At 71.5% G+C, this 18,018-nt stretch carries 23 protein-coding genes; 13 read left to right on the forward strand and 10 right to left on the reverse strand.

All coding sequences use genetic code 11. From position 1 onward, the window contains the following. The first annotated feature begins 5 nt into the window (after positions 1–5). Positions 6–602, forward strand: coding sequence for a TetR/AcrR family transcriptional regulator (locus ACFOX0_RS15390; RefSeq protein WP_377546056.1), 597 nt, complete (start codon positions 6–8; stop codon positions 600–602). Between the two features lie 165 nt (positions 603–767). Here the strand turns inward: ACFOX0_RS15390 and ACFOX0_RS15395 are convergent, their stop codons facing one another. Both ACFOX0_RS15395 and ACFOX0_RS15400 read right to left on the reverse strand, forming a co-directional pair. Beyond that, on the reverse strand, positions 768–1,571 hold the full coding sequence (locus ACFOX0_RS15395; RefSeq protein WP_377546058.1) for a hypothetical protein: 804 nt from the start codon (positions 1,569–1,571) through the stop codon (positions 768–770). 11 nt (positions 1,572–1,582) lie between these two features. Further along, positions 1,583–2,605, reverse strand: a complete 1,023-nt coding sequence (locus ACFOX0_RS15400; RefSeq protein ID WP_377546060.1) for an ArsR/SmtB family transcription factor — start codon at positions 2,603–2,605, stop codon at positions 1,583–1,585. A gap of 182 nt (positions 2,606–2,787) precedes the next feature. On the opposite strand from ACFOX0_RS15400, the gene ACFOX0_RS15405 reads away from it, so the two are divergent. From ACFOX0_RS15405 to tmk, 4 genes are all read left to right on the forward strand, one after another. Further along, positions 2,788–3,519, forward strand: a complete 732-nt coding sequence (locus ACFOX0_RS15405; RefSeq protein ID WP_377546062.1) for a VOC family protein — start codon at positions 2,788–2,790, stop codon at positions 3,517–3,519. A 153-nt stretch (positions 3,520–3,672) separates the two neighbouring features. Continuing rightward, complete coding sequence (locus ACFOX0_RS15410) at positions 3,673–4,476, forward strand: hypothetical protein (protein ID WP_377546064.1); 804 nt, start codon at positions 3,673–3,675, stop codon at positions 4,474–4,476. Positions 4,477–4,582: 106 nt separating this feature from the next. Further along, positions 4,583–5,920 carry a B12-binding domain-containing radical SAM protein gene (locus tag ACFOX0_RS15415; protein WP_377546353.1) on the forward strand — a complete coding sequence of 446 codons (1,338 nt, stop codon included), beginning with the start codon at positions 4,583–4,585 and terminating at the stop codon, positions 5,918–5,920. After that, a complete protein-coding gene (gene tmk / locus ACFOX0_RS15420; protein WP_377546065.1) occupies positions 5,917–6,528 on the forward strand; it encodes a dTMP kinase in 612 nt (203 codons plus the stop codon). The genes ACFOX0_RS15415 and tmk overlap by 4 nt, the downstream gene beginning before the upstream one ends. Positions 6,529–6,534: 6 nt before the next feature. Here the strand turns inward: tmk and ACFOX0_RS15425 are convergent, their stop codons facing one another. After that, positions 6,535–7,092 (reverse strand): class IV adenylate cyclase, encoded by a 558-nt coding sequence (locus ACFOX0_RS15425; protein WP_377546067.1) that lies wholly within the window; start codon positions 7,090–7,092, stop codon positions 6,535–6,537. 231 nt (positions 7,093–7,323) lie between these two features. Between ACFOX0_RS15425 and ACFOX0_RS15430 the strand changes: the two genes are divergently transcribed. Continuing rightward, positions 7,324–7,464, forward strand: coding sequence for a hypothetical protein (locus ACFOX0_RS15430; protein WP_377546069.1), 141 nt, complete (start codon positions 7,324–7,326; stop codon positions 7,462–7,464). A 41-nt stretch (positions 7,465–7,505) separates the two neighbouring features. Here the strand turns inward: ACFOX0_RS15430 and ACFOX0_RS15435 are convergent, their stop codons facing one another. The 3 genes from ACFOX0_RS15435 to ACFOX0_RS15445 all read right to left on the reverse strand — a co-directional run bounded on the left by ACFOX0_RS15435 (position 7,506) and on the right by ACFOX0_RS15445 (position 10,353). Beyond that, positions 7,506–8,600, reverse strand: a complete 1,095-nt coding sequence (locus ACFOX0_RS15435; protein ID WP_377546071.1) for a 3-deoxy-7-phosphoheptulonate synthase — start codon at positions 8,598–8,600, stop codon at positions 7,506–7,508. A gap of 332 nt (positions 8,601–8,932) precedes the next feature. Next, positions 8,933–9,379 carry a DUF6069 family protein gene (locus ACFOX0_RS15440; RefSeq protein WP_377546073.1) on the reverse strand — a complete coding sequence of 149 codons (447 nt, stop codon included), beginning with the start codon at positions 9,377–9,379 and terminating at the stop codon, positions 8,933–8,935. Further along, positions 9,376–10,353 (reverse strand): RNA polymerase subunit sigma-70, encoded by a 978-nt coding sequence (locus tag ACFOX0_RS15445; RefSeq protein ID WP_377546075.1) that lies wholly within the window; start codon positions 10,351–10,353, stop codon positions 9,376–9,378. Before ACFOX0_RS15445 ends, ACFOX0_RS15440 begins: the two co-directional genes overlap by 4 nt. A gap of 201 nt (positions 10,354–10,554) precedes the next feature. On the opposite strand from ACFOX0_RS15445, the gene ACFOX0_RS15450 reads away from it, so the two are divergent. From ACFOX0_RS15450 to ACFOX0_RS15465, 4 genes are all read left to right on the forward strand, one after another. After that, the gene (locus ACFOX0_RS15450) at positions 10,555–10,791 is read left to right on the forward strand and encodes a hypothetical protein (RefSeq protein ID WP_377546077.1); all 237 of its coding nucleotides are present in this window, start codon (positions 10,555–10,557) and stop codon (positions 10,789–10,791) included. A 368-nt stretch (positions 10,792–11,159) separates the two neighbouring features. Next, complete coding sequence (locus ACFOX0_RS15455) at positions 11,160–11,441, forward strand: ArsR/SmtB family transcription factor (protein WP_377546079.1); 282 nt, start codon at positions 11,160–11,162, stop codon at positions 11,439–11,441. Between the two features lies 1 nt (position 11,442). Further along, positions 11,443–11,832, forward strand: a complete 390-nt coding sequence (locus tag ACFOX0_RS15460; RefSeq protein WP_377546081.1) for a VOC family protein — start codon at positions 11,443–11,445, stop codon at positions 11,830–11,832. A 144-nt stretch (positions 11,833–11,976) separates the two neighbouring features. Further along, positions 11,977–12,708 carry an MOSC domain-containing protein gene (locus ACFOX0_RS15465; RefSeq protein WP_377546083.1) on the forward strand — a complete coding sequence of 244 codons (732 nt, stop codon included), beginning with the start codon at positions 11,977–11,979 and terminating at the stop codon, positions 12,706–12,708. An 8-nt stretch (positions 12,709–12,716) separates the two neighbouring features. Here the strand turns inward: ACFOX0_RS15465 and ACFOX0_RS15470 are convergent, their stop codons facing one another. Then, positions 12,717–13,469, reverse strand: coding sequence for an alpha/beta hydrolase (locus ACFOX0_RS15470; RefSeq protein ID WP_377546085.1), 753 nt, complete (start codon positions 13,467–13,469; stop codon positions 12,717–12,719). Positions 13,470–13,590: 121 nt separating this feature from the next. Here ACFOX0_RS15470 and ACFOX0_RS15475 point away from each other — a divergent pair, with 121 nt between their 5' ends. The 3 genes from ACFOX0_RS15475 to ACFOX0_RS15485 all read left to right on the forward strand — a co-directional run bounded on the left by ACFOX0_RS15475 (position 13,591) and on the right by ACFOX0_RS15485 (position 15,991). Continuing rightward, positions 13,591–14,712, forward strand: coding sequence for a hypothetical protein (locus ACFOX0_RS15475; protein WP_377546087.1), 1,122 nt, complete (start codon positions 13,591–13,593; stop codon positions 14,710–14,712). A gap of 198 nt (positions 14,713–14,910) precedes the next feature. Beyond that, the gene (locus ACFOX0_RS15480; RefSeq protein ID WP_377546089.1) at positions 14,911–15,165 is read left to right on the forward strand and encodes a hypothetical protein; all 255 of its coding nucleotides are present in this window, start codon (positions 14,911–14,913) and stop codon (positions 15,163–15,165) included. A 166-nt stretch (positions 15,166–15,331) separates the two neighbouring features. Continuing rightward, positions 15,332–15,991 (forward strand): hypothetical protein, encoded by a 660-nt coding sequence (locus ACFOX0_RS15485; protein WP_377546091.1) that lies wholly within the window; start codon positions 15,332–15,334, stop codon positions 15,989–15,991. 13 nt (positions 15,992–16,004) lie between these two features. Here ACFOX0_RS15485 and ACFOX0_RS15490 read toward each other — a convergent pair whose 3' ends face one another. From ACFOX0_RS15490 to ACFOX0_RS15500, 3 genes are read right to left on the reverse strand one after another with little or no spacing between them, the layout of a single operon-like run. Then, on the reverse strand, positions 16,005–16,457 hold the full coding sequence (locus ACFOX0_RS15490; protein WP_377546093.1) for a hypothetical protein: 453 nt from the start codon (positions 16,455–16,457) through the stop codon (positions 16,005–16,007). Between the two features lie 43 nt (positions 16,458–16,500). Further along, positions 16,501–17,754: a DUF6395 domain-containing protein gene (locus ACFOX0_RS15495; protein WP_377546095.1), complete on the reverse strand. Its 1,254-nt coding sequence runs from the start codon at positions 17,752–17,754 to the stop codon at positions 16,501–16,503. Continuing rightward, positions 17,751–17,942, reverse strand: a complete 192-nt coding sequence (locus ACFOX0_RS15500) for a hypothetical protein (RefSeq protein WP_377546097.1) — start codon at positions 17,940–17,942, stop codon at positions 17,751–17,753. Before ACFOX0_RS15500 ends, ACFOX0_RS15495 begins: the two co-directional genes overlap by 4 nt. Positions 17,943–18,018: the final 76 nt, after the last annotated feature.

Here is an 18,018-nt window from a genome sequence, read left to right on the forward strand (position 1 = left end):
GTGCGGTGAGCGAGCCGGTCGGCCTGCGGGCCCGCAAGAAGGTACGGACCCGGGACGCGATCGCCGACGCGGCGATCTCACTCTTCCTGGCGCACGGGTTCGACCAGGTGTCGGTGGCCGACATCGCCGCGACGGCCGAGGTGTCGAAGCCGACGCTGTTCCGCTACTTCACCACCAAGGAAGACCTGATCCTGCACCGCTTCGCCGACCACAACGGCGAGGCCGCCCGGGTGGTCCGCGACCGGCCCCACGGCACCGCGCCGATCACGGCGCTGCACCGGCACTTCCGGGCCGGCCTCGACCGCTTCGAACCGGTCACCGGCCTCAACGACCACCCCGAGGTGGTGGCGTTCCACCGGATGGTGTTCACCACCCCGAGCCTGGCGGGCCGGATCCTGCGGTACATGCTCGACGACGAGGACGCCCTGGCCGCCGTCCTCGACCCGGGTGTCCCAGGGCGGCTGGTGGCCGCCCAGGTGATCGCGGTGCAACGCGTCCTGGCCCGGACCAACTGGCAGAAGATCGCCGACGGGCGGTCGGCGCAGGATGTGCGGCCCGAGGCGGTCGCCGACGCGGACGACGCCTTCGCCCGCCTGCGCTGATGCAGGTGCACCTTCGGCAGGATCAAGACACTGAATCGCCGAGCCGGATCTCCCCGCGGACGAAGATCGTGCGACCCCGGGTCCGGTCGCTGGTCGAGTTCGGGATAGTCCTGAGCATCCTGGTGGCCCTGGCCACCTTCAGCGAACCTGCCGCCGCCAGACAGCTCAATTCACGGCGACGATCTGCCGTACCAGCGCCTGCATGCGGGTCCGGTCGGCAGGCATCGGGGACATTTGCGGAAGACCGGTTGCGCTGGGCGTACCGAAGAAGCGGTGCAATACGTCACCCGCCGCGCGTCCGGTCACGCTGTCCGGCCACGCCGCCGCGCGCAGTCCAGCGGCGTGAGCGGCGTTCAGCAGCCGCCACAGGTCCACGGCGTCCTTGGCTGCGTAGCGACCCCGGTAGGCCATCGCCTTGAGGCACAGCGCCGAAGTCAGGTCGGGCAACGCGACCCGCATGGTGAGCTGCGGCCCGCCGGTGAGTCGTACCCGCAGATCCAGCAGCACCGCCGGGCGGTGCAGGGCGAGCGCCAGACCCGGCACCTCGTCGACAACCAGCTCGCCGTGCCGCTGATTCGGCACCATTCTGCCGCGAAACGAGGGAGCCAGAATGTCGACGACCAGGTCCAGTCGCCCGTACGCGTCGTCATGTCCCCGTACGAATCGGTTGGCCGCCTCCCGGCTGCGGTAGCCGTGCCGGGTCAGGGCGGCGGTCAGCCGAGGATCGGCGATGACCTGGGGCAGCGCGGCGAAGTCCGCGTCTGCCGTTTCCCGCATGGGCACCTGGGCCTCGACGCCATCAGCGGCCACCAGCAACGTGACCATGTGACCCCCGACGATTCGGTAGTCGACCGCGAGTTCGGTCGCGATGGCCGACAGGTCCGCAAGGGTCAGGAAACCGGCGTCGGCGGCGCGGCTCGTCGACACGAGCGATACCGAACGTGGCGGCGGGACCGCCGGTTGGGTCATCTTCGGTCCGGTCATGCCGCATGTCCTCCACCGGTGTGCCAGGTCCGGCGGCGCAGCACCTGCCACAACCGGTCGGCAGCCTCCTCCGTGTCGGCACCCGTCGAGCGCCGCACGTCCCAGAGAATCTGCAGCGGGTCGGCCAGGGGCAGCGAATCCCCGATCCGCTCGCCCGGCCAGACACCGGGATCTCTGGCTACCACCAGCTCCAACGTGGCTTCGTCCGCGCCCGCTGGGGTGAGCCCGGCGGGCGCCAGGTCCGATCCGGTACGGGCGTAGACGATCGCGCGGCTGGGCGTGTGCCAGGGGGCAATGAAGTCTGCGGCGACATCGCCGGAGACTGCGACGCTGGGGTGCCGGGTGGTTGCCGTTTCGCTCCTGGCAGCGATCGTGTCGAACAGGGCGACGACCGCTCGCGCCTGGGCCACCGGCGGCTCCAGACCGAACCAGAAGGTACTGATTCCGCCGGGACCGGGATAGGCGTCGAGCCACCAGCGGGCGAGCCGATCCACGTCTGCGGCTGTCCAGCCCGTCGAGGTCCGTCGCACGAGACCTTGTTCGCTCAGGGTTCGCAGCGACTGGGAGACCCGCGGCTGCGAGACGCCGGTCAGCTCGGCCAACTCGGTCTGCGTGGCGTACGGCCGCTCGATCAGTCGCCGGACCAGCGTCAAGGTGCCCCATGGCAGGCGACCCGGCCTGACCCGGCGAGGCCGTTCTCGGGTCGGCGCGGTGGCCGTGTCAAGGCGGACCCGCTGTCCGCCGATCCGGAGAGTTCCGACGACATGGTGACCGTCGTCCACGAGCCACGACCAGCCTGCGGCCTCCGCGGCGGCCCGAGCCGCGGGTGTCGCCGCCGGCACGATGATCAGCCCCGGCTCCCCGTGCCGGTCGGCCAGTGCCGCGATGTCGCTCGGATTCAACGGCGCCGTAGAGGCTACGACCGTGCTGGTCCCTCCGACACCGGAAGAGGTCAGCTCGACCCGGTCCGCGCCGAGTGGCACGAGAGTGACCCCGGCGTCGAGCAACGCTCGCCACACCCGTGTCGATATAAGCATTACGCAGCCTCCTCGGATAATACTTATAGCACGGGTTGGACCCGGGACTCGGACGTTCAGCCCCTGGCTGAGCTGCGTCAACTCCTGGGACCGAGCTGCGCCCGTTCGTTGGCCGGGGCGGGTGCCTCCACCGTCGAACCGGAGACAGGCCCTACCATCGCCGCATGGCGACGAGGCTGGTGCAGATCAACATGAAGGCTCGGGACGAGGCCGCGCTGGGCGCATTCTGGGCGGAGGTGCTCGGCGGCTGGGACATCTCCAGCGAGGGACCCGGCGTGATCAACCTCGAACCCAAGGGCCTCACCTACCCCGACCCGGCCGCCATCTTCATCGACCTGGTCGTGTCCGAGGAACCCAAGACGGTGAAGAACCGGGTGCATGTCGACCTCGCCACCACCTCGAAGGCCCACCAGGCGGAGCTAGTCGCGCGGCTGACCGAGCTCGGCGCCACCCCCGTCGACGTGGGCCAGGGCGACGTCTCGTGGCAGGTGATGGCCGACCCGGAGGGCAACGAGTTCTGCGTGCTGGACTGGCACGACCCGGACCAGGACACCGGGCAGATCGCCTCGGTGGTCGTCGACTGCGCGGACCCGCTGGCCATGGCCCGCTTCTACGGCGAGGCCACGGACTGGACCGTGCTGAAGGTGACCGACCAGAACGCGGTGCTGCGCTCGGCCAAGGGCGTCGGCCCGTACCTGCAGTTCCTCCGTACGCCCGACGTGAAGACCGGGTGGAACCGGGTGCACCTGGACCTGCGCCCGTACCCGGGTGACGACCTGGCGGCCGAGACGGCCCGGCTGGTAGCGCTCGGCGCCACCGTCATCGACCTGGATGTCCCGTGGACGGTGCTGGCCGATCCGGAGGGCAACGAGTTCTGCCTCCTCAGCCCAAGATGATCTGAGCCCGCGCGCCGCCGTATCCGATTGTCGAATGCCGGCGCACGGGCGGACCACTCCGTCAGGGCAGGCCCGGTAACGGCGAGGCGACCGCGCGTGCGCCGATCGAGGTGAAACAATCGCTTGATCGCGGAGTCGATCATCGGAGGGGCCGTGAAGTTTGACCTCCTGCTGACGGATCATCCCTCGTGGCGGCCTTCGGGTGGTGGCTTCCGCCGCGTGCTGTCGGTCGATAGCGGGACCGCCTGGCTGGTCGAGGTGCGCGAGGGCCGGCCCACGTGGACGTTGTTGGACGGCGTCGCTCCCCCGCCCAGCCCCGATGTTTTCGCAACATCTCGGTCGTCAGGCAGGCGGGCGTCTCCGATCGCCGCGCCCCTTGCCCAACTCGGCCGCGTCGGCCGGCTGCGCAACCCGAGCCTGTGGGACGCACTGGCGACGGCAATTGTCCGTCAGGTGATCCGAGCCGCTCAGGCTCGGCTCCTGTACCGCAATTTCTGCGATGCCTACGGTCCACGGATCGCGCTATCCGATCACACCGACATTCGCTCTTTTCCATCTCCCGCAGATGTGATAGCTCTGAGCGATGGCGACTTCACTCAGTGTGGCATGGCCTTCAAGAGAAGACCGTTGCGTCACGCTGCCGAAGCCTTCCTCGACCGAGGCGAAACCTGGTCGCAACTCTCACCTTCCGTACTGGTCAAGGAACTTCAGACCATCCCCGGCGTTGGTCCGTGGAGCGCGGGGGCCGCAGTCGCCGACTGGAGCAACGACTGGTCGCTCTATCCCTACGGCGACCTGGCAGTCCGCACCTGGGCCCGGCACGCCGCGCCGGATCATCCCTGGCCCGCGGACGAGGCCGCGTTCGCCCGGATGTGGCGGCAGGTGACCGGTGACCACCTCGCCAGCCTCACCCTACTCACCCTCGCCTGGGCGGGCAGGCACGGCGGATCGGTCTGACCCGATACTCGGCGCGGGCGCCCACGCGCCGCTCGACCTGCTGCTGGTCAACGCTCCGCTGCGGGACTACGGTCTGCGGCCCCGGGTCAACGATTTCACCTTGCCCGTGTTGGGAATGGGCTACATCGCGACCTACGCCGCCGCTTGCGGATTCAACGTCGGAGTCCTGGATGGGGAGTCTCTCGGGCTGGGCCTCGACCGGATGCGGCACGTCATCAACGAGCGCGCTCCTCGTTGGGTGGGGTTCAACCTGCTCGCTCCCACCTATGAATTGACCGCTCGCCTGGCGGCCGGTCTCGATCCGGCGATCGCGGTCATGGTGGGTGGCCACCAGGCCAAGGCCATGCCGCTGGCGGTGCTCGAAGATCCCCGGTTCCACCGACTGGAGGCACTTGTCGTGGGCGAGGCCGAAAGCCGGGTTGCCGAACTGTTGCGCGATCGGCGTACCCGCGCCGAGCTGCCGGGCGTCATGTGGCTCGACCCGATCATGAGGACACCGGTCACCGGCGGCATGCCGGGCCGATCCTTCCACCTCGCGCCGGACATCAACGCGTTGCCGTTCGTGGACCGTCGTTACTTCGCCGCCGACCCGTACGACGGCGGTGATGGACGCCTGGAGGCCGCAATGGTGGGCGCCCGTGGCTGTCCGTATGACTGCTCGTTCTGCGGCGCGGCCGTCAGCGCCAACCCGGACGTCACCATCCGCACCCGAGGGCCGGAGAACATCATTGCCGAGATGGACGCGTTGCACGCCGACTACGGCGTCACCGCATTCCGCCTCGTGGACGACCTGTTTCTCGGGTACGAGCGGTTCATCCGCGCCTGCATGGCCGCTTTCGGCGCGGCGCGGGTCGGCGACCGGTACGTCTGGGACGCGACCGGACGGATCAACGTGCTGGCCCGCACCGACGACTCCTTGCTGGCGACCCTCGCCGAGAACGGCTGCCGGGAGGTGGCGCTGGGAGTGGAGTCCGGCAGCACGCGCATGTTGCGCCACATCGGCAAGCGGATCACCCCGGAGTTGACCCGGCAGGTGGTGCGGCGACTGACCCGCGCGGGCATCAACGTCAAGGGCTACTTCATCCTCGGTCTGCCGACCGAGACCCGCGAGGAACTGGACGCCACCGTCCGGCACGTCCACGAGTTGTGGGACATCTCCGCAGCCGGCCCGGGCTCGTTCCGGGCGAGCGTCTTCGAGTTCCGCCCCTATCCGGGGACACCGGAATGGCACCGACTACTCGCCACCGGCAGGTACGAGCCGAGCCAGCTACTCGACTACACCGCCGTCGACCTGACCGGTGACGGGTTGGAGGAAGCCATGCGGGAGAGGGACGAGTTCAACTTCTCGGTCAACATACAGTTCGGTGAAGTCGAACTGTCCTACCTGCGTCGTCAACTGGTGAAGCTGGCCCGTGAGCAGCACGATCGGCGAAGTCGGGCATGACCGGTCCGGGACGCTTCATTGTGATCGACGGCCCCAGTGGCGTGGGAAAGACCACCACGACGGCGCTGCTCTGCGACCGCCTCGCCGAAGGCGGTTGGGAGGTCGTCGCGACCAAGGAACCCACCCAATCGACGTTGGGCAGCACCGCTCGGTACGGCACCGACGAGTATCGCGGGCTCACCCTGGCGTGCCTGGTGGCCGCGGATCGCTACCACCATCTGGAGCGCGAGATCCGACCCGCCCTGGCCGTCGGAAAGGTTGTGGTCTGCGACCGTTACCTGGCCACCTCACTGGTGCTGCAACGTCTGGACGGCGTGGAGCCGGATTTTCTGTGGGCCATCAATCGGCACATCGACCGACCCGACCTGACCGTCATCCTCACCGGCGATCCGGCCAGCTCCCGGGCCAGGGCAGCCGCCCGCGGCATCCACAGCCGCTTCCACCGAGGCGGCGAGGACGCGGGACGAACCGAAAACGATCTCTATCTCAGGGTGGCGACGGAGTTGTCCGAGGCCGGCTTCCCCGTGCTGGTGCACGACGTACGCGATCACCGGCCGGAGCAGGTGGCGGCCGCCATCTTCGACCAGGTACGGGCCAGGCTGCCGTAGGGGCGGTCAGACGCCGACCGCTTGGGCGGAATGGACGAGGGAGTCGTATGTATCGGTGCTGCGCTCCAGGTCAACCCCGAGCGACCGGGCGAACTCGTCCAGCTCCCGTTGCACCTCGACGCCGGACCGCTTGTCCGACACGAGCGCCTCGATCTCCAGGAACGAGCCCAAGCCGGCCACCTCGTCCAAGCAGAGCGAGAGGTGCCCGAGGCGCCCCGTGCGCCGGGTCTTGACGATCCGCGTAGTTGGGTAGAAGCCCATGGCGAGAATCGCCGCGTGCATCGGAGCTCGGTCGGCGACCTCGGTCTCGTGCTCGGCACACGCCAGCTCATTGTCGAGCGGTTGCTTGACGCAGAAGGTGTGCCGCCCGCTCTGCGTACGTAGCCGGGCGAAGGCGAGCCCCGCTCTGCTCTGTCCGTAGGCCCAGCCTCGCATCGCGTACGCCTGGTCGTCCTGCTCGACGGGGGCGGAGATGGTCACGCCACGCTGCCGCAGCGCGGCCAGAACGGCGCCGACGTCCATAATCCGGTACTTGACCTCGATCTCCCGGATGTCGTCACTCATTCCGATCCTCCACAACCGTGCCGGACGCAGACCGGGCAACCTAATCACAGTGTTCACTGGACCGCGTGACGACACTCCGATACCGGATCAATCATCTGTTTTCTGTGTAATTCGCCGCTGATACGCCCCCCATTCCGCGCCGACCGAGTGCGGCGCCGACCGTCCCGCAGCGTCAGGTGGCGGTCCGCGTCTTCCGAGCAGCTCCTGCTGGACGCCGGTACGCACGAGTTCGTGGGCTACCGCTCGGTGGCCGCCAAGGACTACACGTTCAAGGCGCCCGACGGGCCGCTGCACATCAAGCGGGGCGAGGTCCAGTTCACCATCACCCGAGTGGCGGCGAGGTTCGTCGACAAGGCGGGAAAGACCAGCTAGCCGCCTGGGCGCCGGCCGGCACCGGCGCCCCAGCTCACGGCTCAGTCGCGGGCCGCGCCGGTCGGTGTCGCCGCCCGGCGGGCCCGGACCGCCGCCGCCAGGTCCGCCAGTACGCCCTCGGTCTCCGGCCAGCCCAGGCAGGCGTCGGTGATCGACTGTCCGTACTCCAGCGGCCGGGTCGGGTCCAGGTCCTGCCGACCGGGCACCAGGAACGACTCCAGCATCACCCCGACGATGCCGCCCTGGCCGTCCGCCAGCTGCTCGGCCAGGGCGGTCGCGACCAGCGGCTGCCGGCGGTGGTCCTTGCCGCTGTTGTCGTGGCTGGCGTCGATCACCAGCCGCTCGGGCAGGCCGGCGGCCCGCAGCAGGGCGAGCGACCGGCCCACCGACCCGGCGTCGTAGTTGGGTTCGCCCCGGCCGCCGCGCAGCACCAGGTGGCAGTCCGCGTTCCCCCGGGTGTGCATGATCGCCGGTGCGCCGGAGACGTCGATGCCGGGGAAGACATGCGGCACGCCGGCCGCCCGGATCGCGTCGACCGCGGTGCCGACGCTGCCGTCCGGGCGGTTCTTCATCCCGATCGGCATGGACAGGCCGGACGACAACTGGCGGTGCACCTGGCTCTCGACCGTACGGGCCCCGATGGCGCCCCAGGAGACCGTGTCGGCGATGTACTGCGGGGTGATCGGGTCCAGGAACTCGCAGCCGACCGGCAGGCCGAGCCGCAGGACGTCCAGCAGCAGCGCCCGGGCGGCACGCAGCCCGGCGTTCACGTCGCCCGAGCCGTCCAGCCCGGGATCGTTGATCAGGCCCTTCCAGCCGACGGTGGAGCGGGGTTTCTCGAAGTAGACCCGCATCACCACCAGCAGGTCGTCGGCGTGTTCGGCCGCCGCCACCCGTAGCCGCCGCGCGTAGTTAAGGGCGGCCGCCGGATCGTGCACCGAGCACGGGCCGACGACCACCAGCAACCGGTCGTCCTCCCGGTCGAGCACCCGGGCCGCCGATCGTCGGCCGTCCAGCACGACGCGGGCCAGGGACTCGTCCAGCGGTAGTTCGTGGTGCAGCAGGGCCGGGGTGGTCAGCGGCACGATCCGGTCGATCCGCTGGTCACTGGTCCGACCCATCCCGATGGTGGGCATCGTCAGGCTCCTATTTCCGCCGACCGCCGATCCCGGGGCCGGCGCCCGGGAGCCGAGCCGGCTGATTCCACGAAAAAAGCAGGGACGGGATGTCCCTGCTTTCAGCCGGCTCTGCTGGATCTGGTGACGTCAGGTCATGGCCGAGTCACCGGCTCCGCTGGCCGGCTGACTAAACCATCGATACGTACGCACCACGGGTGGAACCATACCCGACGCCGGCCCGGATCGGCCCCCGCCGCCCAGTTGCTGGTACGCCCGAGGCGCGAGTAACCAGAGCGACTACCCGGAGCGCCGGCTGGAATCCGCACTGGAGACGAGCGATGGCGGAACCGTCAACCGGCTCGCGCGCGCAGGCTCCGCGTCAGGGTCTGGATCATCACCGTCGCGGGGACGAGGTGCAGCCCGACCAGGGCGGCGACGGTGGCGGCGTTCGCCCCGGAGACGAACGGCGGGACCAACGAGATCGCGGTCAGCGACCCGGCCGTCCAGACGAACCGCTCGGCAGGACGTGCGCTCCACCGCAGCAGTGCGACGGCGATGCCGGTGCCCACGACCGAGAAGAAGCCGGTCACCACGGCAAACCCGGCCAACGGGATGGCCTCGCCACCGTCGGGGATCTCGAAGTCGGCGCCGACGGCCCGGGCGAGCGCGGCGGCGAGGGTGGTGGCCACCATCGCCGCGAGGGTGGCGACGAGGCCGGTGCCGGCGAGCCCGAGGAGGAGGCGGGTGCGACCCGTTCCCCGGGCTGCGGCGATCCCGGTGTCCTTCATCCTGTTCATCGCGTCACCCCGTCGGCCGGGAGGCGGTCGGGCAGTCCGAGCCGCGGGAACCGGTCGGCGTGGAACGTGACGATCTCGGTGATCATCCCACCGGTGATCCGCAGGGCGTCGAGCGTCAACGGCAGGTAGGCGCCCTCCCGCTCCCGCCAGTGGTAGAAGGCGACGGCCGGCTGCCGGTTCACGGCGGTGGGGACCGCGCGCAGACCGGTCATGCCCGGGAAGCCGTCGTCGATCCAGTCCCGCACCACCGCGTCGCGGCCGACGTGCAGGCCCGGCGTGGGCGGCATCGAGCACCGGACGTCCTCGCGCAGCATGGCGGCGAGCCGGTCGATGTCCGTGGCCACGCTGGCGTCGGTGAAGCGGCGTACCAGCTCGCGGGTGCCGGCGTCCTCGTCGCCGCCGGTCCAGTCCTGCCGCTGCGCCGGCAGGTGTTCCCGCATCCCGGCGCGGGCCCGCTGCAGCGCGCTGTTCACCGAGTTGACCGAGTCCCCGAGCAACTCCGCGACGTCCCGGGCCGGCCAGCCGAGCACGTCCCGCAGGATCAGCACGGCCCGCGGCCGGGGCGCGAGGTGCTGGACCGCGACCAGGTATGCCAGCTCGATCGTCTCCCGCGCGACGGCCACAGTTTCCGGCTCGTCCGCGCCGGCCGCGGGCAACTCGTCCAGCAACCGGTCCGGGTACGGCTGCAGCCACCGCACCTCACCACCGATGGCCGGCTCCGGACGACAGCTGGCCAGCAGGTCCAGGCAGGCGTTGGTGGCGATCCGATACAACCAGGCCCGGAACGTCGACCGTCCCTCGAACGTCTCCCGCCGCCGCCAGGCCCGCAGGAACGTCTCCTGCACGGTGTCCTCGGCGTCCTCGAACGACCCGAGCATCCGGTAGCAGTGCACGTGCAGCTCCCGCCGGTGCCGCTGCGCCAACCCCGAGAACGCCGACTCGTCCACCTCGCCCAACCGCACGTCCACACCCATCACGCCATCCTTCCGTCTCGTCGTGTCCGGTCGTAGGTGTGACGGGTACGGGCCCGAGAACTCATCACCCGGGCCGCGGACCGCCTCCGCCCCGAGGGTCGGGCCGACGGCCGGGGCGGTGGGGTGCGCGGCGTCCCCGGCGCTAAGGTTTCCCCGTGCCGTACCGTGCGGCTCACGCACGAGAAACCCAGGGAGTACAACATGCCCGATCCCGGTACGCCGAAAGAGAACGACGCCGCCGAGACCGTGACCGACGCCGACGCCGGGACGGACGGGTCGCCGGCCGAGGACGAGTCCGCCGTCTTCCAGAACCGGGCCGCCCGGCGGGCGAAGACGACGGCCGCCAAGCAGCGGCAGATCGAGGGCAAGGCCAAGCAGTTCGGTGGCCGCGGTTCGGTCCAGGGTCCACGGCAGTGGGGAAACCGCCGCAGCGGCTGATCACCGGCGACAATTCCTCGTCACGCCCCGTACGGCCGTCGCCCGCCGCCTCCGGTGTAGCGTCCGGCGGCGGATCTGCAGCCGCTGTTCGACAAGATTGCCCTCGAACCGGGTCCACCCCCGGCGACGGAGGTGCTGAGCGTGCACGGCGCGCTCGACGACATCTTCCCGGACCACCCGGCCGAGTCGGCCAGGGCCGTCCTGCGGGCGCAGCGCCCGTAGCGGACAGACAGCACAGCCGCACGGCTGACGGGTCGCGGACCCGTCAGCCGTGCGTGTGCGTCCCAGGTCACCGCGCCGCGCCGAGCCGCCGCGCCGAACCGGCCTGCCTTGACAGGCAAGTGGTCACTTGCATAACGTTCGGTTGCGTGGGTGACGTCTTCAAGGCCCTGGCGGACCCTACGCGCCGTGCGATCCTCGACGAGCTGACCGACCGCGACGGTCAGACCCTGTTCGAGATCTGCGCGCGCCTGACGAACAAGCACGGGCTCGGTTCGTCCCGGCAGGCGATCTCGCAGCACCTGGACGTCCTGGCGGAGGCGGGCCTGGTCGAGACCCGCCGCGAGGGCCGCTACAAGTTCCACCACCTCAACACCGCGCCGCTCGAACCGATCGTCGAACGGTGGCTCAAGAAGACCGGGAAGGACTGAGATGAGAATCCACCTGGCCAGCGTGTTCGTGGACGACCAGGAGAAGGCGCTGCGCTTCTACACCGAGGTGCTCGGCTTCAAGGAGAAGCACAACGTCCCGCTGGGCGAGGACTCCTGGCTGACCGTGGTGTCACCGGAGGACCCGGACGGCGTCGAACTCCTGCTCGAACCCAGCGGCCACCCGGCCGTGCGGCCGTTCAAGACGGCGCTGGTCGACGACGGCATCCCGGCCACGTCGTTCGCCGTCGACGACGTCCGGGCCGAGCACGAGCGACTGCGCGGCCTCGGGGTGCGGTTCACCCAGGAACCCGCGGAGATGGGACCGGTGATCACCGCGGTGCTCGACGACACCTGCGGCAACCTGATCCAGCTCACCCAGTTCGTCGGCTGACCGCGGCCGGCCCGAGCCGGGACGCGCGGCGGGGTCGTCCCGCTGCGCGCCCCGGCCGTGGCGGACCACCGGCGCCCCGGTGACCCGCGGTTCCGACAGACCTGCCGGGGCCGGCGGGGGCGGCGGACTTGGTTGCGCAACGCGATGGTTGGGGCCGCTGCGGCGGGGCTGGACGCCGCCGACGGGACGGTGGGCAGCGCCAAGCTGCCCCGCCGCTGGGGCCGGCTGCTGGACGTACCGGCCCGGTACGTCGAGGGTGCCGGCGACCCGGCGGTGACGCTGGAACTGGACGGGCGGACCTTCACCGCCGGCAGCGCCGCGACCGACGCCGCGCTCGGCGCCCACCTGGACCATCCGGTACGGCTGACCCGGGTGGCGCCCCCGGACGCCAGGCTGCACCGGCTACTGCCGGACGAGCCGGGACTCGTCCCGCAGTGGATGGCCGGGATCGACCCCGGCACCGAGACGGTGACCCCGGTCGCGGGCGCCCGCTCCGGCCGGTTCGTCGACTTCGGCGCCGTACACCTGGTCACCACCGGTGCGCTCGCCGAGCTGGCCGACCGGATCGGGCGTACCGAGGTGTCGCCGGACCGGTTCCGGCCCAACCTGGTGCTGGACGCGGACCGCGACCCGGAGCCCGGCGCGCGGCTGCGGTTCGGCGAGGTGGTGCTGCGGGTGCTGGTGCGCACCCCGCGCTGCGTCGTGCCCGGCCTGGCCCAGGGCACGTTGCCGGCCGACCGGGCGTTGCTGGCCACCCTGGCCCGGGACTACCGGACCGACCTGCCCGACCTCGGCCGGGCCGCCTGCTTCGGCAGCTACGCCGAGGTGCTGCGCCCCGGCCGGCTACGGGTCGGCGAACGGGCCGCCTCGTCGTAGCCGGCGAGTCACTGCCACCCGGCAGCCATGGCGACGATCCTGGCCGTTACCACCTCCGGGTCCACCAGTTGATGGAGATGCCGGCCAGGAACATGCTCGACAGCCCACCCTCGCTCCGTCGCCTCCTTCGCCAGCGGCTCGTACGGCGGGCCGAACAGCAGGTAACCGCACGGACGGTCGTTCCAACCGGTCGGAGTGGGTACCACCTCCTCGTAGTAGCTCAGCGGCAGCCGCGGCTGCTCGGCGGACACCGCCGAGCGGGTTTCCGCGTCGGGGAACATCGGCGCGACGTCGGACTCGTCCCACCATTGCGTCCACTGCGGCAGCCGGCCCTCGGCGACCTTCGGCCGAAGAAAATCCAACAGCTCAGCCGGGGCGACGGGGGTAGGCCCGGCTGGTGACGGCAGCGCGGCGTCGACGAACAGGCAGCCGGCAACCCGCCGCGGGCTTACGTCGACGATGACCGGCACGAACAGACCAGCGTTGCTGTGCGCAACGAGCACGATTGGTTGACCCTGCGGTATCTGTTCGATCGCCTCCCGGACCGCGCGGACCACGGGCCGCCAGAACGGTGGACTCGCATCGGCGACGCCCACGAGCGACGGCACGACGACCCGGACGCCCGAGGCTTCCATTCTTTGCGCGACAGGAGCCCAGGTCAAAGGGCCGACCGACGGGCTGTGGACCAGAACGAAGGCGACATCCATCCGCCCACCCTGCACGACGAACCCGGCCGTTGCGACCCTGGTCGGCACGCTCACCGCGAACAGCGAACGACGCCCGCCGCGGGACAACCCGCTTCGTCGGCCTCCGCCCGTTCGTGGTTGACGGTTGGACGACCGCCAGCGGATGATCCAGCGATGTGCCGCTCGGGTTAGCAGGATGGGGCCGTACACCGTGGACAGCCAACTGCCGACCGTCCTCGTCACCGCCGCCGTGAGCGTCGCGACCACCCTGGTGGCGACCTTCTACGGTCCGGCCTGGAAGGACCGGCTGGACGCCCGCCGGGGCGCCCGGCAGCGGTCCGAACAGGTGCTCGCGCGCTATTCGGAGCCGCTGGCCAGGGCCGCCTTCGACCTGCAGAGCCGGCTGTACAACATCCGCGGCCAGGGTTTCCTGACCGACGAGCGGATCCCGGCGGACTATCGCCGGCTCAGCACCCTGTGGCTGTTCGGTCAGTTCCTCGCCTGGTTGGAGATCGTCCGGCGCGAGGTACAGGTCATCGACGCCGGCGACGTACGGCGCACGACGGCGTTGCAGCGGCACCTGTTCGAGGTGGTCGACATCCTGGCCACCGGCGGCATCGGGGACCCGACGTTCCGGGTGTTCCGGGCGACGCAGCGGGCCGTCGGGGAGCTGATGGTCGTCGAGCGCGGCGTCGACGACCGGCACCGCAGCGACAGCCTCGGCTACGGCGAGTTCGTCCGCCGGTTCGAGACGGAACCGCAGTTCGCCCGCTGGTTCGACGGCCTGGACCGGGACGTCGAACGACTCGTCCGGGGCGAACCGGCGGGGCCGCGGATCTCGCTGGCGCAGCGCGCCCTGATCGACCTGATCGACTTCGTGGACCCGGACTGGGTCCGGTTTCCCGATCCCGACGAACGGGGCCGGATCCCGCTGCCCGACGGGCTGCACTACCCCAAACGGCAGCGGGCCGGCTCGGAGTTCGCCCGCTTCACCTCCGGCGACGACCCGGCTCCCGTCCTCACCGGCTGGGCCCGGGACCGCGGCCTGCCGGTGCGCGGTGAGCCGCCCGGCCCGCTGCGGGTGGCGCTGCCGCGCCGGTTGCGGCCCGCCCGGTACGACCTGGTGCTGCTGCGTTTGACGCCGACCTGGGTGCAGGTGCACGTGGTCCGGCGGTCCGACCCGGAGCCGGTGCCGGCCCCGCTCGGCGAGCGGACCACCACCCGGCCGGCGCTGACCGGCCGGGAACTCGACGCCGTCAACGCCCTGCTGCGCCGGTTCGGCCGGCCCAGCTGGCCACGCCGCCCCGGGCGTCGCTGAGCACAGCGCTCCCGGCCGGGTGGTGGTCGGCCCAGCCCGGCGACCCGCCGGGTGCCCGGGCCGGCCCGGCGCTCCACGCCCCGCCGGTGTGTCGGCGTGCCCGGCGCTTCCCGCCACCCCCGTCGATGTCTGTCGTTGCACAACGTGTGCGCGTGGCCCTCGCCGGGACGCCACCGACAGCGCCGGGAGGAGACGATCGTGCCGATTGGCTGGGAGCGTACGCCCGATCGGGCGGCGAGCATGGACCAGCGTCACGCCCTGATCCGGGACACCGTCAGCGACCTGGTGGCCGGGGCGCCGACCGGGCTGGACCCGATCGACCTGTGGACCGAGATGGTCCGGCTGATGTGTCAGCGCATTCCCGCCCTGATCGGCAACGGCGACGAGTTCACCGCCACCGCCGCGATAGCCGGCGAGTGCCTGCGCCGCCTGGTCGAGGCCGAACACGACTGACCGCGGAGGTGACCGACGCCTGCCGCCCCGCGCCGGCCACCGCGCCGGTCACGGCGGCGATCGCACCGGGTACCGGACGCGCCGACCCGCCTCGATCGCGGATCTGGCGGCAGGGGCACAATCGGCTGCGGTCCGGGCAACGCGGTGGGTGCGAGGGGGCGGGACGGTGGATCTGTCGGAGCGCAAGCATGTCCTCGACGACTCGTCCGGGCTGACCGACCGGGCCCGCCGGTTCGTGCAGCAGCACGGCGTACACGTGCCGGGTTGGATGATCGAGCAGCACCGGCTGCACTGGGCCCGGGCCGGCCGACCACCGGTCGCGGTCGACCAGTTGCTGTGGTTCCAGGCCCGGTGGGGTGGACTGGTGCTGCCGCCCGCGCCGGGTTACGACGGCGGGCCGTTGACCCTGGACGGGGACGATCCGGACGTCAACGCGCACGGCATCCTGGTCACCGTCGGCAATCCCCGCTCGGCCCTGCCGTACGGCTTCGGGATCAACGCCCAGGGCCACTTCGGCATCTGCGGCATGGACACCTGGGTCGGCCTGCACGCCTCGGTCGAGGGTTGGGTCGAGTCGCTGGCGCTGGCCTACGCGGCCCGGGACAACGCCGGCCGGGTCCGCCGGGTGACCGGCCCGGCGGTACGCACGCTCACCGAGGCGATGACCGCCCTCACCCCGCTGCCCGAGGTGGCCGGGCTGGCCGACTCCTGGTGGCGTTCGGCCGACGCGCTGGTCGCGGTCCAGCGGGGCGAGGCGGAGCTGTTCGACACCGACCGGCACCTCGTCGGTTACGTCTTCGAGGACCTGAACTGGGCCAACATCTGAGCCGGGCGGCAGGTCAGCCGACGATCCGGGCGACCCCCAGATAGCCGGCGACCGCCGCGGCGAAGACCACCAGCATCAACCCCGCCCGGGCCGCGACCGGCCACGCCGTCCGCAGCACGGCCAGGTTGCCGGCCAGCCCGGCCAACCCGAGTACGACGCCGAGCAACCCGCTCAGCAGCACCAGCGACAGCGGCAGCAGGGCCAGCGCCCGCAGCACCGTCGGCACCGGCGGCCCGGTGCGGTGGCTCACCCCGTCGATCTCGACCCGCGGGTACGGGTCGAGCACGCCGCGCCGCAGCCGCGCCGTGACCAGTCCACCGTTGGCCAGCGGCAGCAGGTACTCCCCGGCCGGCGTACCCGAGGTCGGTTCGCCGCCCACGCTGATGGCGTGCCGGCCGGTGATCGGCGCGGTGTCCACCACCAGCGGCCCGGCCAACCCGTCGATGTCCAGCGGTGGGGTACGCATGGCCCGACATGCTAGGCGGCCGACCGCCCCGGGCACCAGCGGATCAGCTCCCGGCGATCCGGGTGGCGGCGTCCCAGGTACGGACCGTCTCGACCTCAGCCGGGGTCATCAGTCCGATCCGCTCCCGGGCGTACCGTTCGGCCGCCGGCCGCCAGGCGGCGGGCACCTCCAGATCGAGGGCCAGCGGATAGTAGTGTTCGGCCCAGGCGGTCCCGGCCACCGTGGGACGCAACCGGTCCCGCAGCCGATCGAGCCAGTGTCCGGACACGTCCACCCGGGCCAGCGCGTACTCCAGCATGTCCTGGAAGTAGTACGGCGGCTCCCGGTCGAGCAGCCGCCGGGCCACCGGATGCGACTCGGGGAGCCGCCGGCGCAGCCGGGTCGGCAGCCGGCCGCGCCGCGCCGCGGCGTTCAGCAGTTCCTTGCGGAGGCACTTCGCGCAGGCCAGACAGGGCAGTTGCGATTCCCCCGCGAAGCAGGAGCGGGCCAGGTCGCCCAGCCCGGAGGTGCCCGCCACCCGCATGGTGAGCACCTCGGTCATGCCGGCCGCCGGGCGGAGCATCGGCACACCGGCCACCGCGAACGGCTCCGCCCAGGGCGACGCGCCCGCGGTGCTGAACTTGACACCGTTGCGCAGGAAGCGGGATTCCAGCACCGTACCGAAGGCGGCCGCGCCCAGCCGTCGCCGGTCTGCCAGCAGGACCAGGCCGACCGCGAACGCCGGCCAGGTCGGCAGCATCGGGAACGGCAGGGTCAGGAACTCCAGGTCCGTTCGTACCACCAGGACGTCGCGGTCCCGCTCGCCCGCGGCGCGGACGAGCCGCTCGGCGGCGGCCACCTCGGCCAGCCCGCGGCGGTTCGGCACCCGCGGGTGCGGAACCCGGCGCAGGTGTACGTGCGCCGAGCCCGGCGGCAGCATCGCGCTCACCGCGACCGAGTCGAGGCCGCCGCTGTACGACAGGCCGGCGACCGTCCCCGCGGCCCGGGGCGCCAGCTCCGGGTCGACCGGGCCGACCTCCACCGCCCAGCCGCGACCGACCGCCTCGGCGAAGGCCGGCGAGACCGGCAGGTCGAACACCACCCGCCGCTTCGCCCACGGCTGCGCCACCAGCCAGGCCGACAGGGCCCGCAGGTCCGGGTGCGGTTCGCCGGCTGACTCCGGCAGCTCGATCCGGCAACCGTCGGTCACCAGTTGGATGTCCCGCCCGTCCTGCCCGATGCCGGCCAGCGTGTCCTCCGGGTGCAGCCCGATGCGCAGCCGCCAGGTGTCGCCGTCGACCCCCCAGCCGAGCCTCACCGGTCCCGCTCCGGGCGGGATTCACGCAGCGCCGCCAGGTCCCGCTCCAGTTCGACTTCCCGTTGCAGCACCCGTTCCAGCGCCCGCGCGGTCTCGGTCGCCAGGCGCAGCGCCTCGATCGCGGTACGGCGGGTCTCCCGCAACTGTCGGTACCGCCGCCCCGGCACCTGCCACCAACGATTCACCATCCGTCCCCTGTCATCCCGCTCCGCCTCGACGTCCCGCTCCGCCTCGACCGTGGCGAGGCGACGATCCCGTCGAGGC

The sequence above is a fragment of the Micromonospora zhanjiangensis genome (genome assembly GCF_042650605.1).
GTDB lineage: Bacteria > Actinomycetota > Actinomycetes > Mycobacteriales > Micromonosporaceae > Micromonospora_J > Micromonospora_J zhanjiangensis.